The sequence below is a fragment of the Streptomyces sp. NPDC031474 genome (assembly GCF_055581185.1).
Window position 1 is genome coordinate 287235 of record NZ_JBVIJX010000007.1, and the last position, 14502, is coordinate 301736.

General features: G+C 71.5%; 11 protein-coding genes. 5 read left to right on the forward strand and 6 right to left on the reverse strand.

What is annotated here, in order from left to right; all coding sequences use genetic code 11:
• Positions 1–26: 26 nt before the first annotated feature.
• The 5 genes from argC to ACZ5SK_RS16535 are packed head-to-tail and all read left to right on the forward strand — an operon-like array spanning position 27 to position 4887.
• On the forward strand, positions 27–1055 hold the full coding sequence (gene argC, locus ACZ5SK_RS16515) for an N-acetyl-gamma-glutamyl-phosphate reductase (protein WP_079663432.1): 1029 nt from the start codon (positions 27–29) through the stop codon (positions 1053–1055).
• A complete protein-coding gene (gene argJ / locus ACZ5SK_RS16520; protein ID WP_361701671.1) occupies positions 1052–2203 on the forward strand; it encodes a bifunctional glutamate N-acetyltransferase/amino-acid acetyltransferase ArgJ in 1152 nt (383 codons plus the stop codon). The genes argC and argJ overlap by 4 nt, the downstream gene beginning before the upstream one ends.
• The gene (gene argB / locus ACZ5SK_RS16525; protein WP_334583301.1) at positions 2200–3144 is read left to right on the forward strand and encodes an acetylglutamate kinase; all 945 of its coding nucleotides are present in this window, start codon (positions 2200–2202) and stop codon (positions 3142–3144) included. Before argJ ends, argB begins: the two co-directional genes overlap by 4 nt.
• Positions 3141–4334: an acetylornithine transaminase gene (locus ACZ5SK_RS16530; RefSeq protein ID WP_334583300.1), complete on the forward strand. Its 1194-nt coding sequence runs from the start codon at positions 3141–3143 to the stop codon at positions 4332–4334. The genes argB and ACZ5SK_RS16530 overlap by 4 nt, the downstream gene beginning before the upstream one ends.
• A 7-nt stretch (positions 4335–4341) precedes the next feature.
• On the forward strand, positions 4342–4887 hold the full coding sequence (locus ACZ5SK_RS16535; protein ID WP_319334998.1) for an arginine repressor: 546 nt from the start codon (positions 4342–4344) through the stop codon (positions 4885–4887).
• A 163-nt stretch (positions 4888–5050) separates the two neighbouring features.
• Here the strand turns inward: ACZ5SK_RS16535 and ACZ5SK_RS16540 are convergent, their stop codons facing one another.
• The 6 genes from ACZ5SK_RS16540 to ACZ5SK_RS16565 form a co-directional block, all read right to left on the reverse strand.
• The gene (locus ACZ5SK_RS16540; RefSeq protein WP_334583299.1) at positions 5051–5851 is read right to left on the reverse strand and encodes an FAD:protein FMN transferase; all 801 of its coding nucleotides are present in this window, start codon (positions 5849–5851) and stop codon (positions 5051–5053) included.
• Positions 5848–7002 carry an FMN-binding protein gene (locus tag ACZ5SK_RS16545; protein ID WP_334583298.1) on the reverse strand — a complete coding sequence of 385 codons (1155 nt, stop codon included), beginning with the start codon at positions 7000–7002 and terminating at the stop codon, positions 5848–5850. Before ACZ5SK_RS16545 ends, ACZ5SK_RS16540 begins: the two co-directional genes overlap by 4 nt.
• A 56-nt stretch (positions 7003–7058) precedes the next feature.
• The gene (locus tag ACZ5SK_RS16550) at positions 7059–8441 is read right to left on the reverse strand and encodes a ferredoxin reductase family protein (protein WP_334583297.1); all 1383 of its coding nucleotides are present in this window, start codon (positions 8439–8441) and stop codon (positions 7059–7061) included.
• Positions 8442–8548: 107 nt separating this feature from the next.
• On the reverse strand, positions 8549–9100 hold the full coding sequence (locus ACZ5SK_RS16555) for a hypothetical protein (protein ID WP_468576209.1): 552 nt from the start codon (positions 9098–9100) through the stop codon (positions 8549–8551).
• Complete coding sequence (locus tag ACZ5SK_RS16560) at positions 9097–9489, reverse strand: hypothetical protein (RefSeq protein WP_334583295.1); 393 nt, start codon at positions 9487–9489, stop codon at positions 9097–9099. Before ACZ5SK_RS16560 ends, ACZ5SK_RS16555 begins: the two co-directional genes overlap by 4 nt.
• The gene (locus ACZ5SK_RS16565; RefSeq protein ID WP_468576210.1) at positions 9482–14458 is read right to left on the reverse strand and encodes an HD domain-containing protein; all 4977 of its coding nucleotides are present in this window, start codon (positions 14456–14458) and stop codon (positions 9482–9484) included. Before ACZ5SK_RS16565 ends, ACZ5SK_RS16560 begins: the two co-directional genes overlap by 8 nt.
• Positions 14459–14502: the final 44 nt, after the last annotated feature.

Genomic DNA, 14502 nt, shown 5'->3' on the forward strand with positions numbered 1-14502 from the left:
TCATGCCATCCAAGAGGAGGGTGGACATGGCGGTACGTGCGGCGGTGGCCGGAGCGAGCGGGTACGCGGGCGGAGAGGTGCTGCGCCTGCTCCTCGCGCACCCCGAGATCGAGATCGGCGCCCTGACCGGCAATTCCAACGCGGGCCAGAAACTGGGCACGCTCCAGCCGCACCTGCTGCCGCTGGCCGGCCGGGTGCTCGACGAGACCACCCCCGAGGTCCTCGCCGGACACGACGTCGTCTTCCTCGCCCTCCCGCACGGCCAGTCCGCCGCGGTCGCCGAGCAGCTCGGCCCGGACGTGCTCGTCGTCGACATGGGCGCCGACTTCCGGCTGAAGAACCCGGCCGACTGGGAGCGGTTCTACGGCTCCGCGCACGCCGGGACCTGGCCCTACGGCCTCCCCGAACTGCCGGGCGGCCGCGCGGCGCTGGAGGGGTCCAAGCGCATCGCGGTCCCCGGTTGCTACCCCACGGCCGTCTCGCTGGCCCTGTTCCCCGCGTACGCGGCGGGGCTGGCCGAGCAGGAGGCCGTGATCGTCGCCGCCTCCGGCACCTCCGGCGCCGGCAAGGCGCCCAAGCCGCACCTGCTGGGCTCCGAGGTCATGGGCTCCATGTCCCCGTACGGCGTCGGCGGCGGCCACCGGCACACCCCCGAGATGATCCAGAACCTCAGCGCGGCGGCCGGGGAGCCGGTCACGGTCTCCTTCACCCCGACCCTCGCGCCGATGTCCCGCGGGATCCTCGCCACCTGCACCGCCAAGGCGAAGCCCGGCGTCACCGCCGAGTCCGTCCGCGCCGCCTACGAGAAGGCCTTCGCCGACGAGCCCTTCGTCCACCTGCTTCCCGAGGGCCAGTGGCCGGCCACGGCGTCCGTCCACGGTTCCAACGCCGTTCAGGTACAGGTCGCCCACGACGAGGCGGCGGGCCGCATCATCGCGATCAGCGCCATCGACAACCTGACCAAGGGCACCGCGGGCGGCGCCCTGCAGAGCATGAACATCGCCCTCGGACTCGACGAGACCACCGGGCTTTCCACGATCGGAGTCGCACCGTGAGCGTCACGGCAGCCAAGGGATTCCAGGCTGCGGGCATCGCCGCCGGAATCAAGGAGAACGGCAACCCGGACCTGGCCCTCGTGGTCAACACCGGGCCACGTCTGTCCGCCGCGGGCGTCTTCACCTCCAACCGCGTGAAGGCCGCGCCGGTCCTGTGGTCCGAGCAGGTCCTCAAGGGCGGCCGGGTGTCCGCGGTGATCCTCAACTCCGGCGGCGCCAACGCCTGCACGGGGCCGAAGGGCTTCCAGGACACCCACGCGACCGCCGAGAAGGCCGCCGACGTGCTGGGCCACAACGCGGCCGAGGTCGCCGTCGCCTCCACCGGCCTCATCGGCGTCCTGCTCCCGATGGACAAGCTGCTCCCGGGAGTCGGGACCGCCGCGGCCCAGCTCTCCGAGCACGGCGGCGAGAAGGCCGCCATCGCCATCAAGACCACCGACACCGTCCACAAGACGTCCGTCGTCACCCAGGACGGCTGGACCGTCGGCGGCATGGCCAAGGGCGCGGGCATGCTCGCCCCCGGCCTCGCCACCATGCTGGTCGTCCTCACCACCGACGCCGACCTCGACAGCGCGACCCTGGACCGGGCGCTGCGCGCCGCCACCAGGGTCACCTTCGACCGGGTCGACTCCGACGGCTGCATGTCCACCAATGACACCGTGCTGCTGCTCGCCTCCGGCGCCTCCGAGGTCACCCCCGGGTACGAGGAGTTCGCCGCCGCCGTGCGCACCGTCTGCGACGACCTCGGCCGGCAGCTGATCCGCGACGCCGAGGGCGCCGGCAAGGACATCAAGGTCGAGGTCGTCAACGCGGCGAGCGAGGACGACGCCGTGGAGGTGGGTCGCTCCATCGCCCGCAACAACCTCCTCAAGTGCGCCATCCACGGCGAGGACCCCAACTGGGGCCGCGTGCTCTCCGCGATCGGCACCACGAAGGCCGCCTTCGAGCCGGACCGGCTCAACGTCGCCATCAACGGCGTCTGGGTGTGCAAGAACGGCAGCGTCGGCGAGGACCGCGAGAAGGTCGACATGCGTTACCGCGAGGTGCACATCGTCGCCGACCTCGCCGCCGGCTCCGAGACCGCCACCATCTGGACCAACGACCTCACCGCCGAATACGTCCACGAGAACAGCGCGTACGCCTCATGAGCAACGTCACGCGAAAGCACACCGCGCTGCCCAAGGCCCAGATCCTCATCGAGGCGCTGCCCTGGCTGACCCGCCACAACGGCAAGACCGTCGTCATCAAGTTCGGCGGCAACGCCATGATCGACGAGGAGCTGAAGGCCGCCTTCGCGCAGGACGTCGTCTTCCTGCGGCACGCCGGCCTCAACGTCGTCGTCGTGCACGGCGGCGGCCCGCAGATCAGCGCCGCGCTCGACAAGCACGGCATCGTCAGCGAGTTCAAGGCCGGCCTGCGCGTCACCACCGAGGACGCCATGGACGTGGTACGGATGGTGCTGGCCGGGCAGGTCCAGCGCGAGCTGGTCGGCCTGCTCAACCAGCACGGACCGCTCGCCGTGGGTCTCACCGGCGAGGACGCGCACACCATCACCGCCACCAAGCACCGGCCCGAGATCGACGGCGAGTTGGTCGACATCGGGCGGGTGGGCGAGATCACCGCGATCGACACGGGCGCCATCGAGGCACTGCTCGCCGACGGCCGCATCCCGGTCGTCTCCTCGATCGCCCGTAGCCAGGACGACGGACATGTCTACAACGTCAATGCTGATACGGCGGCTGCGGCACTCGCTGCCGCGCTGGGCGCCGAAACCCTCATGGTCCTCACGGACGTCGAGGGCCTCTACGAGGACTGGCCCAACTCCGACGAGGTGATCAGCCGGCTCACCGCCTCCCAACTGGAGAAGCTGCTGCCGGAGTTGAGCTCCGGCATGGTCCCGAAGATGGAGGGCTGCCTGCACGCCGTGCGAGGCGGAGTGAACACGGCCCGGGTCATCGACGGGCGGGTCCAGCACTCGATCCTGCTGGAGATCTTCACCGACGAGGGCATCGGCACGATGGTCGTGGCCGACGAGAAGCCGGACGCACAGCCGCAGGCACAGTCGCACGCGCAGGGGGAGCCGTCATGAGCAACGAGGAACTGACCGCGCGGTGGCAGACCGCGCTCATGAACAACTACGGCACGCCGCTGCTGCCCCTGGTGCGCGGCGCGGGCGCCAAGGTCTGGGACGCCGACGGCAAGGAGTACCTCGACTTCGTCGGAGGCATCGCCGTCAACGCGCTCGGGCACGCCCACCCGGCCGTCGTAGACGCCGTGAGCCGGCAGATCGGCTCCCTCGGCCACATCTCCAACTTCTTCATGGCCGAGCCGACCGTCACGCTCGCCGAACGGCTCCTGACGCACTTCGGCCGGGACGGCAGGGTCTTCTTCTGCAACTCGGGCGCCGAGGCCAACGAGACCGCCTTCAAGATCGGCCGGCTGACCGGGCGCACCCACGTCGTCGCCACCGAAGGCGCCTTCCACGGCCGCACCATGGGCGCCCTCGCGCTCACCGGCCAGCCCGGCAAGCGGGACCCGTTCCTGCCGCTGCCCGGCGACGTGACCCATGTGCCGTTCGGCGACGCGCAGGCGCTGGCCGCCGCGGTCACCGAGGACACCGCGCTCGTCGTCCTCGAGCCCATCCAGGGCGAACTGGGTGTCGTCGTGCCGCCCGTCGGCTACCTCAAGGCCGCCCGGGCGATCACCGCGGCGACCGGCGCGCTGCTGGTCCTGGACGAGGTGCAGACCGGCATCGGCCGGACCGGGCACTGGTTCGAGTACCAGGCCCACGAAGGTGTGCTGCCCGACGTCGTGACGCTGGCGAAGGGCCTCGGCGGCGGGCTGCCGCTGGGCGCGACCGTCGCCTTCGGGCGGGCCGCCGAGCTGCTGCAGCCCGGGCACCACGGCACGACCTTCGGCGGCAACCCGGTCGCCTGCGCCGCCGGACTCGCCGTCCTCGACACCATCGAGAACGAGGGGTTGCTGGAGAACGTCAAGCAGCAGAGCGAGAGGCTGCGGGACGGAATCGAGGGTACGGGCCACCCGTTGATCGATTATGTCCGGGGCGCGGGCCTCCTGCTGGGTATCGTGCTCACCGAGCCCCTCGCGCCCCAGGTGCGCGCGGCGGCTCAGGAGGCCGGCTTCCTGGTGAACGCGCCCGCTCCCGACGTCGTCCGGCTGATGCCGCCGCTGAACCTCGGCGACGACGAGGCGGAGGCGTTCCTCGAGGCACTGCCCGGCATCCTCGACGCAGTGAACGGGGACCGATCCGGAGAATGAGACGACGATGAGTCAGGCGCAGGACCATGAGCAGGCCGGGGTCAACGGGCCCGCCGTGCCACAGACCCGCACCGCGCGTCACCGCCGGATCGTGGACATCCTCAACCGGCAACCGGTGCGGTCGCAGAGCCAGTTGGCGAAGCTGTTGGCCGACGACGGGTTGAGCGTCACCCAGGCGACGCTGTCGCGGGACCTGGACGAGCTGAACGCGGTGAAGATCCGCAACACCGACGGCGACCTCATCTACGCGGTGCCCAGCGAGGGGGGTTTCCGGACTCCCCGGGCGCCGCTGGGGGAGTCGGCGAAGGAGGAGCGGATGCGGCGGCTGTCGCAGGAGCTGCTGATCTCCGCGGAGGCCTCCGCCAACCTCGTGGTCCTGCGTACGCCGCCGGGGGCGGCCCAGTTCCTTGCCTCGGCGATCGACCAGGCCGAGCTGCACGACATCCTCGGCACGATCGCGGGCGACGACACGTTGCTGCTGATCAGCCGGGAGCCGACCGGTGGCCAGGCGCTGGCGGACCACTTGCTGCGGCTGGCTCAGAACGGCCACTGAGAGGGACGGTCACCGAGAGGGACGGTCACCGAGAGAGGGACGGTCACGCGGGTAGGCCGACTGCGGGTGCGTGGGGCCCTGGGAGGTGGGCCCAGGCGGCACGGGTGGGCGCAGCGGCACCCCGCCAACGCGGTGAGTGAACCCACCCCCGGCCGGCCTCGGCTCACCCGAGGCGTCCCGCCAATCCTCCGGTGCAGCGCACCTCGTCGCCCGCGGTGATGAGCAGCGCCTCCACGTCGGGCAGCGACTCGAGCCACCCCAACGCCTCCCGCGACCCCATCGCGAAGGCCGCCGTGGCCCAGCAGTCCGCCCAGGTCAGGTGAGGGGCGACCACCGTGACGGCCACAAGGTCCGTCACCGCGGAGCGCCCCGTGCGCGGGTCGACGATATGCGCGCCCCGCTCCGCCGTACCCGACGTGGCCACCGCCAGTTCGTCCGCGCCCGCCGCCGACACGACCGCGGCCAGTCCGCCCGGCCGCAGCGGATCGGACACCCCGACCCGCCACGGCCGCTCGGGCCCGGGAACGCCCAGCAGCTGCACATCGCCGCCGCCGTTGACGCTCACCCCGCTCACCCCCGCCGCCGCGACCAGCCGGGCCGCACGCTCGGCGGCCCAGCCCTTCACGATGCCGGTCGGGTCGAGCCGGCCCTCGTAACGCATGCTGAACCAGCCGTCGCTGATCCGCTCCGCCTCGGCGCCCAGCTCCAGCACCTCGGCCACTTCGGGATCGCACTGCTCGACGGTCAGCTCACCGCGCACCAGCCGGGAGACCTGGCTGTCCTCGCGGTAGGTGCTGAACACCTCGTTCACCCGGTGCAGCGAGGCGATCGCCTCCCCCAGCGCCGCCCGCACCGCCCCGGCCTCGCCGCCGCGGACGTCGAAGGAGAAGACGGTCCCCATGACCTCTTCCGCATGACGGACCACGGCGGGAGCCTGCGCCGACTCGGCCACGGTGTCCGTCACCGGGCCTGGTCCAGCGCCGACTGCAGGGACTTCTTGTAGCCCTCGCTGGTGTAGGTGGCGCCGGACACCGAGTCGATGTCCGCGCTGCCGGCGGCCACGGCTTCCTGGTTGAGCTTGGGGACGGAGAGTGCGGTCTTCTGGTCGCTGGTGCCGCCCTTGGGCGCCTGGACGGCCTCCGCCTTGGTGATCTTCCCGCCGGCGACGGTGATCCGCACCTGGACGGGACCGTACTGCGTCTGCTGGACGCTGCCGGTGACGGTCTTGGCCTGCGCGGCACCCGAAGCGGACCCTGAGCCGGACGACCCCGAGCCGGACGACCCCGACCCTGAGCCGGACGCCGAACCCGACGCCGAACCCGCGCTCGCCTTCGCCTTGTCCAGCGCCGACTGCAGGGACTTCTTGTAGCCCTCGCTGGTGTAGGTCGCGCTGGACACCGAGTCGATGTCCGCGCTGCCGGCGGCCACGGCTTCCTGGTTGAGCTTGGGGACGGAGAGTGCGGTCTTCTGGTCGCTGGTGCCGCCCTTGGGCGCCTGGACGGCCTCCGCCTTGGTGATCTTCCCGCCGGCGACGGTGATCCGCACCTGCACGTTGCCGTACTGCGTCTGGACCGCGTCCCCGGTGAAGGCGCCGGCGGCCTGCGCGCTGCCGGCACCAGAACCGGAACCGGCACCAGAACCGGAACCGGAACCCTGGGAGGAGCCCGCGCTCGCGTTCGCCTTGTCGATCGCCGACTGCAGGGACTTCTTGTAGCCCTCGCTGGTGTAGGTCGCGCCCGACACCGTGTCGATGTTCGGGCTCTGCTTGGCGACCACGGCCGCGTTCAGCTGGGGGACCGCCAGCTTGGTCTTCTCGTCGCTGGTGCCCCCCTTGGGCGCCTGGACGGCCTCCGCCTTGGTGATCTTGTTGTTGACGACGGTGATGCGGACCTGCACGTTGCCGTACTGCGTCTGGACCGCGTCCCCGGTCATCGTCCCCGTCACGGGCGCCCCGGCCCCGCCCTGGGCCGCCTCCTGCGCCGTGCCCGAGCCCGAGCCCGCCGCCTGCGCGGAGGCCGGGTCGGAGGACGGCTTCAGCGACAGCAGCAGCACGATCCCGGACACGGTGGCGGCGGTGGCCAGCACGACGCGTCGAAGAGGGTGGCTCTTCCTCATCTCTTCCTGAGCTCCTGATTCCCGTTGGTGGCGAGGTTCCCGTAAGTGCGGGTCGCTCACATCTCGAACGACTCGTGGTGGATACGGCGGGCGGGGACCCCGGCGCCGCGCAGTGCCTCGAACACCCCTTGGGCGAAGCCGTTCGGTCCGCACATGAAGACGTCGTGGCTGTCGATGTCGGGGATCTTCCGCTGCAGGGACTCCGCCGAGATGTCGGGGCGCTCCCCGTCGGGGCTGTTGACGGCGTACATCAGCCGTGCCCCGCGCTCGTCGGCGATCTTCGCCAGCTCGTCCCACAGGGCCAGGTCCTGGGTGCTGTTGGCCCGGTAGAGAAGGGTGATGTCACCGGGCGCGCCCGGCAGCGTCTCGAACAGCGTCCGCATCGGGGTGATGCCCACACCGCCGGCGACCAGCAGCACCTTGCCCTGGCTGCGCCGGGAGGCGGTCATCGCGCCGTACGGGCCCTCGGCCCACACCTTCGTGCCGGGCCGCAGCTCGCGCAGCGCCGCGGTGTGGTCGCCGATCGCCTTGACCGTGATCCGCAGCAGCTCGGGGCGAGGGTTCGCCGACAGCGAGTACGGGTGGGAGCTGAACCGCATCCCCGGCGCGAGGAACCGCCAGCGGAAGAACTGCCCGGCCTCCGCGCCGATGCGGTGCAGCTTGCGGCCGCCGATCAGCACGGACACGATGCCGGGCGTCTCCTCGATGACCGCCTCGACGTACATGCGGTGACGCAGGTTCAGCCGGAGCGGGGTGACGACGCGGTACCAGACGACCAGCGCGGTGACCGACCCGTACAGCGCGTACCAGACGGTCTTCGCGGTCGGCTCGATCGCGAAGTCGTTGCCGGTGGTGATCTGGTGCCAGAACGTCAGGAACACGGCCCCGTACGTCAGCAGGTGGATGTGGTACCAGGTGTCGTACGGCACCTTGCGCCGCACCGGGCCGATCGACACCAGGCCGATGAGCAGGAACAAGCCGGTGCCGATGGCGGCCTTGCCCATGTCCGGCAGCTGGTTCACGGAGTCGATCGTCTGCTGGACGATGTCGCCGAGCGACTTGCCGGCCTGCAGCGCGTACCCCCACATGATGAGGAACACGTGCGCGAAGACCAGGCAGAGCGTGTACCGGCCGCTCATCGCGTGCCAGCGAGCGACCCGGTCCGAGCCCACCCGCCGCTCCAGCGCCGGCACCCGCGCCATCTGCAGCACGACGAGCGCCATCAGGTACCCGGCGAGCAGACCGGTGATCCGTCCCGCGTTGAGGATCTTGCTGTTGGTGTCCGCGATGTTCGGCGTGTTGGCCCACCACAGCCACAGCACGCCTGCCGCGCCCGCCCATACGGCGAGCAACAGCGGGACGGCCGGGGATCGGCGCGGGCGGATGCGGCGCATCGTCTGGCGGCGGGCGGCGCGTCCGCCTGCGATCGTGGTGGTCACGGTTCCTCCGTGGGACTTGACCCTTGGCCCACAGATACGGGCGCAAGCCGCGGAGTGTTCAGCCGATCACCCGGAGGACGTGCACGCGGCCACGGGCACCATCTTCGTCACCATCCGAACGGGCAGCAGCGTCCGCTTCTCGCCCTCCGTCCGCAGCGTCCCGAGCCCAGCAACTCCCCGCAGCGTTCCCCGCTCGTCGTCACGACCCGGACCAGGTGGTCGGGCTGAGCCTCGGTCGTGGTCCAGACGACGACCACGGCGGCGGTCACCAGCGCCACCCCGCACACACAGCACACGGCGGCCCAGCGCAGCGAACGCGTCACTCGCGCGATCTCCCGCCGGGTCCACGCGCGCAGCGCCTGCCCGGCCAGCAGCACCTGCTCGCCGGGACTGCCGTGGGCGGCCCGCACCGCCAGGACCGAACCGGCCACCAGCAGCAGGAACGCGAGCCCCACCAGGGCGCCGGCGGTCTCCCGCGCCGTGGCGGGAACCTGGTTGAGGTCGTCCCGCCCCTTGAGCGTCACCAGGACGGCCACCAGCGCCGTCAGCCCGGTGAGGCCCGCCCGCCACCCTTCGGCCTGCCGCCTCAGCTCCGGCAGCTGGTGGAACTCCAGCTCCCGGGCGAGCTGCGCCCAGCGCCGGTCCGACTGTGCGCTCATCCGCCGTCCGCCACGCTCAGCGCCGTCACCCGCCAACTCGCCCCGCAGCCCACGAACGGGGCCTCGGCGGGCAGGTCGGGATGCGGGTGGCCGCACTCGCAGTAGTGCACCTCACGGAGCAGCGCCGCCTCCTCGCTCTGCGCTTGCGCCTGCGTCGGGTCCGTCCCCCGTCGCCAGGAGAAGCCGCCCTTGGCGCCGGTCCCGGCGAGCCCGTACGGGTACTCGGAGACGGTGCCTCCCTGGCAGCGCGGGCAGGTGCCCTCGATCCGCAGCCCCGGCCCGCCCTCGGCGGCCCGCCGGACGAAGACGCCCGTGACCACGCCCACATAGGTCTCCAGATACGCCGTGCCGTGGTCGTGGCCATGGTTCACGCGCGGTGCCTCACTCATCGCCGTCACCGTCCCCCTCGATGTCCTTCTCGATGCCCTTCTCGTTCTCGTCGACGACCAGGTCGAACATCGTCGTGTACAACCGCAGCCGCTCCGTGATCCACTCCTCGCTCTCACCGGTGGCCGCGGCGGCCCGCCGGACATGACTTCGGCTCACCCGCCCATGGAGCGCGGGCAGCATGCCGTCCAGGTTCTCGGTGAGCAGGGCCAGGTCCTGCCAGCGCGGGAGGACGTCGGGCACGGGCGGCAGGACACGCGGCTCCGGGCACAGGGGTAGGTACGGGGTGATGCGCTCGACGGTCAGGGGCAGCGGCTCGCCCAGCCGGCCGGCGATGCTCACCAGATCGAGCGCGCAGTAGGGGTCGTCCTCGCCGGTAACCCGGTGGTCGTTCCCCAGCGCGACGAGGTCGTGCTCGTCCGGCATGAGGCCTTGGAGCGTGGCCAGTGCTTCGGCGGGGAGTTCAGGGACCAGAGCGCCGATCGAGCGCAGGGGCAGCAGACGCTCGTAGGCGGCGGCTGCGTCGGACGCGCGTCGGCGGGCGTAGGCGGCCAGGCCCCGGGGGGTGAGACGGGTCCACCGCGCAGTGCCGGTGGAGCCGGTGCGCTCGTCGATGGGGTGTTCGACGAGAGCGGCTGCCATGCCTCTGGTGGGACGCAGGCCGACAAGGGCTCTGGGCAACGACGGCGTGGTGAGTCCGTAGCCCTTCGCGTACCTGTCCACCGTCGACCAGACTTCGCGGAGTGTCTCGTTGAGGCGTTCCGCCGAGTAGAAGAGGGCCCCGGCGGTGATGTCCGCGGCGGGGTGGTCCTCCTCGTCCAGGGAGGGCTCCTTGCCCGAAAGGATGTAGCGGTCTCGCAGCGGCAGACGGCCCCATTCGGTGACGAGCGCGGTGTTCTTCGGGACTCGGATCCCCGCGTTGCGCAGGTCCGAGACAGCGGTGGAAGTCACCCACTCGTGGCTGGAGGCGGTGCGCGCTATCGACAGCGACTCCAGGTCCAGACCCTGTTCCAGGACGCACCCCATGTCTTGTAGGCGGCGGACCGACAGTGCCGCGTCCAAGGACGGCTCGACCCGGCTCGCCGCGGTGTTCCGCTCGTACCGCCGCTCGTACCGCAGGCCGAGCCTGTCGGCTTCCCGTGCGAGTTGCCGCTCGGCGTGCGCGAGATCGGTGTCCATACCCTCGGCGAAGTCCACGGTCGCCGCCCAGAGCAGCTCGCGCTCACCCGCCGGGAGCCTTCTGGTGAAGAGACGGATCACTTCATCGAGAATCTCGTCGTCGGCGAGGCGGGTCCATGGAGCCACCGCCTCACTCGTCGGAGCGGTCCAGCCCAGCCAGGAGAGGTCGGCCAGTCGACGCAGCACCTCCGCCACGGGACGGCCGGACTGCTCGGCGACGTCGCACACGAGCAACGGCTCGTCGGCCAGAGACCAGAGGATCTGGGATCTGGTCGGGGACGAGCGGTGGAAAACGCTCTGCAGGTCGTCCTGCGTGCACACGTGGTCCTGGAAGGCCTGGGGGACCTCCGGAACGGGAGACGGCAGCAGGGGAGCGAAGCGGCCCAGCCGTTCCACCAGTTCGCCCAGCGGCGCCGAGAGCTGGAGCGACGCCAGGATCAGACCACCCCAGTGACGGGAGCCGTCGCCGTCCGACACCTGCGTCCCGTTGCCACCCGACAGGGCCGTCATCAGGGCACGGTCGCTGTCGTCGGGTATCCAGGTCAACGGCTCGACTCCGCGGGGCAGCGGCGCGAAGTCGCGGTGTACGACGCGCAACGCCCTGCGCCGACGCTGAACCTCCTCGACACTCGTTCGCTGTGTCGCCGCGTGGGTCACCACGTCGCACCAGGAGTTCAGCGCTGACTTCACCAGTTCAGCGTCACCGGCGGCGGGAACCGGGTACCCGGAGAGATCCACGGGGCCTGCCGCGCGACGGTTGTCGTGCGGCAGCCCGAGGACCACGGCCCGCCAGGGCACGCACAGGGCCTGACGGGCCGTCAGGCGAACGTCGCCGACGATGGGCTGGTCCAGGTGGAACCAGCCCACGTGGTCGAAGTCCACGGGTTCGCCGTCCCAGTCCTGAACGTGAACGCCCTTTCCGCGCCACTCCGCGTCCAGAACCCGCGCCGCCGCCCTGCTCTCCTGGTCGAGTTGCCCCACCCACGCCAGGGACAGCACCGGCCACTCGACCAGCTCCGCCGATCCCTGCCGCCACAGCGTCTCGACCCATTCCGAGTCGAACTCCTGCAACTCCTTCCGGCTCACGCTGAGCTTTCCCGCGTGGGGCCCCGTCAGGTTGACCACGTACCCGAACGGCTTCTGGTCCGTCACGATGCCGTCGCACAGGATCGCGCCCTCCCCGTTTACCCACCACAGCGCTCCCGTTACGGCCTCCAGGGCGTCGGAGAGGCCACCTCCCAGGGCCTGCTGGAGCACTCCCGGCTCCCACACGTGCTCGTGTCCCGGCCCTTCCCTCACCTCCAGAGCGAACTCGCTGACCCGGACCAGCTCCCGGAGCACCGTCACGCACGACAGCCGCCGATTCCTGCTGTCGTCGTCCCGCAGATACAGCCGTACCCGGGTGCCGCCCTCGGCGACGCCGTCGTCGGAGCCGTCGTGCTGCTGGATGCGGAAGAGGCTTCCGCTGCTGGGGATCTCGACCCGGAACGCGTGCTCCGCGGGGATGCCGTCCGGGCTGACCTGCCGGGTCACGATGGTCATCTCGTCGGCCAGCATGAAGTAGCTGAACACGCCGATGCCGAAACGGCTGTTGGGGTACAGCCGCAGGGCCGGGTCGTGGCGCAGCCACCGGGACTGCTCCTTGCGGAACGACGCGGACCGCTCGAAGCGGCTGCCGGCCCGCGTGAAGGTCTGCTTGAGCTGCTCGGCGCTCATGCCCACACCGTTGTCCCGGCACTCCACGTACCGGCCGCGCTCGTCCCGGCCCTGGGTGAAGACGATCCGTCCGGTCCAGTCGGCCGGCCGGCGGCCGGTGCTCTCCAGGTAGTCCCAGCGCATCGCCCGGTAGCGGCAGGCGTCCATGGCGTTCTGGTACAGCTCCCGCAGCGCCAGCTGAGGTTCGCCGCCGTAGAGTTGCTCGCCCATCAGCAGGTCCCGCACTTCGGTCTGCGCCAGATGGAAGCGCAACAGGGGCACTTCGTACGCCGGTTGCCCGCCGCTGCGCTGCGGCTGCAGATCGCGGTCGGTGACCCGGCCGGGCACGGCGGCCAGCAGCCCGGCCTCGGACTCCGGCATCCGGTCGGCCATCTCCCCGATGCGGGCGGCTAGTTGGTCGGCCGCGTCGACCGTTTCCAGGAGGGCGGCGTGGACCGCCTGATGCGGACAGGGCGCGTCCAGATGCAGGGCGCTGCCTTCGCGGTGCCAGCTCAGCTCGTGCGCGATCGCCACCGTCTGCTGCGGCAGCACCGGGTCGGAGACGGCGAGATGCTCCGCCACGATGTCCGCGAGGGCGCGTACGTCCAGTGCCAGGGTCGAGGCCAGGCGCAGCAGCGCGGCCAGCGGGCGGATGCGCAGCTGTTGGTGCCCACCGGGCAGCAGCACCTTGCGCGGCGTCCAGCCGGCCAGTTCGTCGAGAGGTTCGTCGGGGCCGACCGCGGAGGCCGCCGCCCGCAGCAGCTCCGCGAGATCCTGCACCCTGCCGTCGGCGATGCCCAGCCGTGCGGCCAGGGCCTCGGCCGGCGGCGCGGGCACGACCTCGTCGTCGGTCTGGAAGCGGTCCGCGATCCAGCGGTGCACCAGCCACATCGTGAGGGCCGCGGTGTCCTGCGTGCGGTCGCGGGCCTGGCAGTCGGCGAGTTTGCGTGCCACGCGGCCGTACTGTTCGACGATCTGCTCGTAGTGCCGTCGATGGGCGTTCGCGGGCGTGCGCCGCCCGAGCGTGTCCGGGCCGAGCTCCGCCGCCTGGCTGAGCCGCTCGGCCCAGGCCACCTCGTGCAGGAACGGCGCGGCGACGAGGGTGACCACCTCGACGGGGGACAGCGTGGCCCCCTCGGGCAGCAGCAGCGGCAGCCGGTCGCACAGCAGCCTGACCGGGAAGGCGTCGTCGGCCCACGGGTCCGGGCAGGGCATGCGGCGCTGGGCCAGATGGACCGTGCGCGCGCAGCTCTCCACGAACCCGCTCAGCGCGTCCTGCAGAGCGTCCACGTGGACGGTGGCCCCGGGCGTCAGGCGCCGCCACAGCGGGGTGGTGCGGGCGGCGTCCAGCCACGCCTCGAGGAGGGGACGGCCCTCGCAGATCTCCGTCTTCTTCGTCTGCTCCTCGGCGTGGCTGCCGTAGTGGAACCAGGGGACCTGCGTCACCCGGTGGCGCCAGGCCGCCTCGGTGGTTCTCGCGCGGGCGGCGGCGAGCACGTCCTCGACCGTGCGGGCGGGCGTGAGCGGGCCCAGGGCGTCGGCCAGGCCGCGGGCGAAGAAGCTTCCCTCCCCGGTGTAGCTGCTGCGCTGGCCCGCCGAGCAGCCGGCCATCACCGCGAACCCGCCGTTCGGCGGGCCGGTGTCGGCCCGGTTGGCGAACGCCTCGCCGTCGCTCGCGGTGTCCGTCCGGCAGGCGTCGATGAACCACAGCACGGTCCCCGCGGCGCAGTCGCCGAGGAGCGGGTTGATGTTGACGGGCAGCAGCGACTCCAGGTACGGCTCCCGCCAGTTGCCGTCGGTCGGGGGAACGGCGTCCGCGGGGACGAGGTAGTCGGTGCGGTTGACGCGCATGCCGTGCCCGGTGAAGTAGAGCAGCAGGGTCCCGCCCGGCGGGCACTCCCGGGCCGCCTCGTAGATCGTCGACCTGATCTGGCTGCGCCCGGCGTCGTGGAGGGTCTCCACCTCGTAGCCCGAGGCCTTCAGCGCGGTGCTCAGCAGCCGAAGGTCTGCCTCGACCGGTTCGGCCAGTGACTCCAGGTCGGTGACCGAGGGCGCGTCCCCGATGCCGATCAACAGAGCCCTGCGTGCCGCTTCCATGTCCCCGTACCCCTCCCCGAGCAGGAGAACATGATGGCACCGCG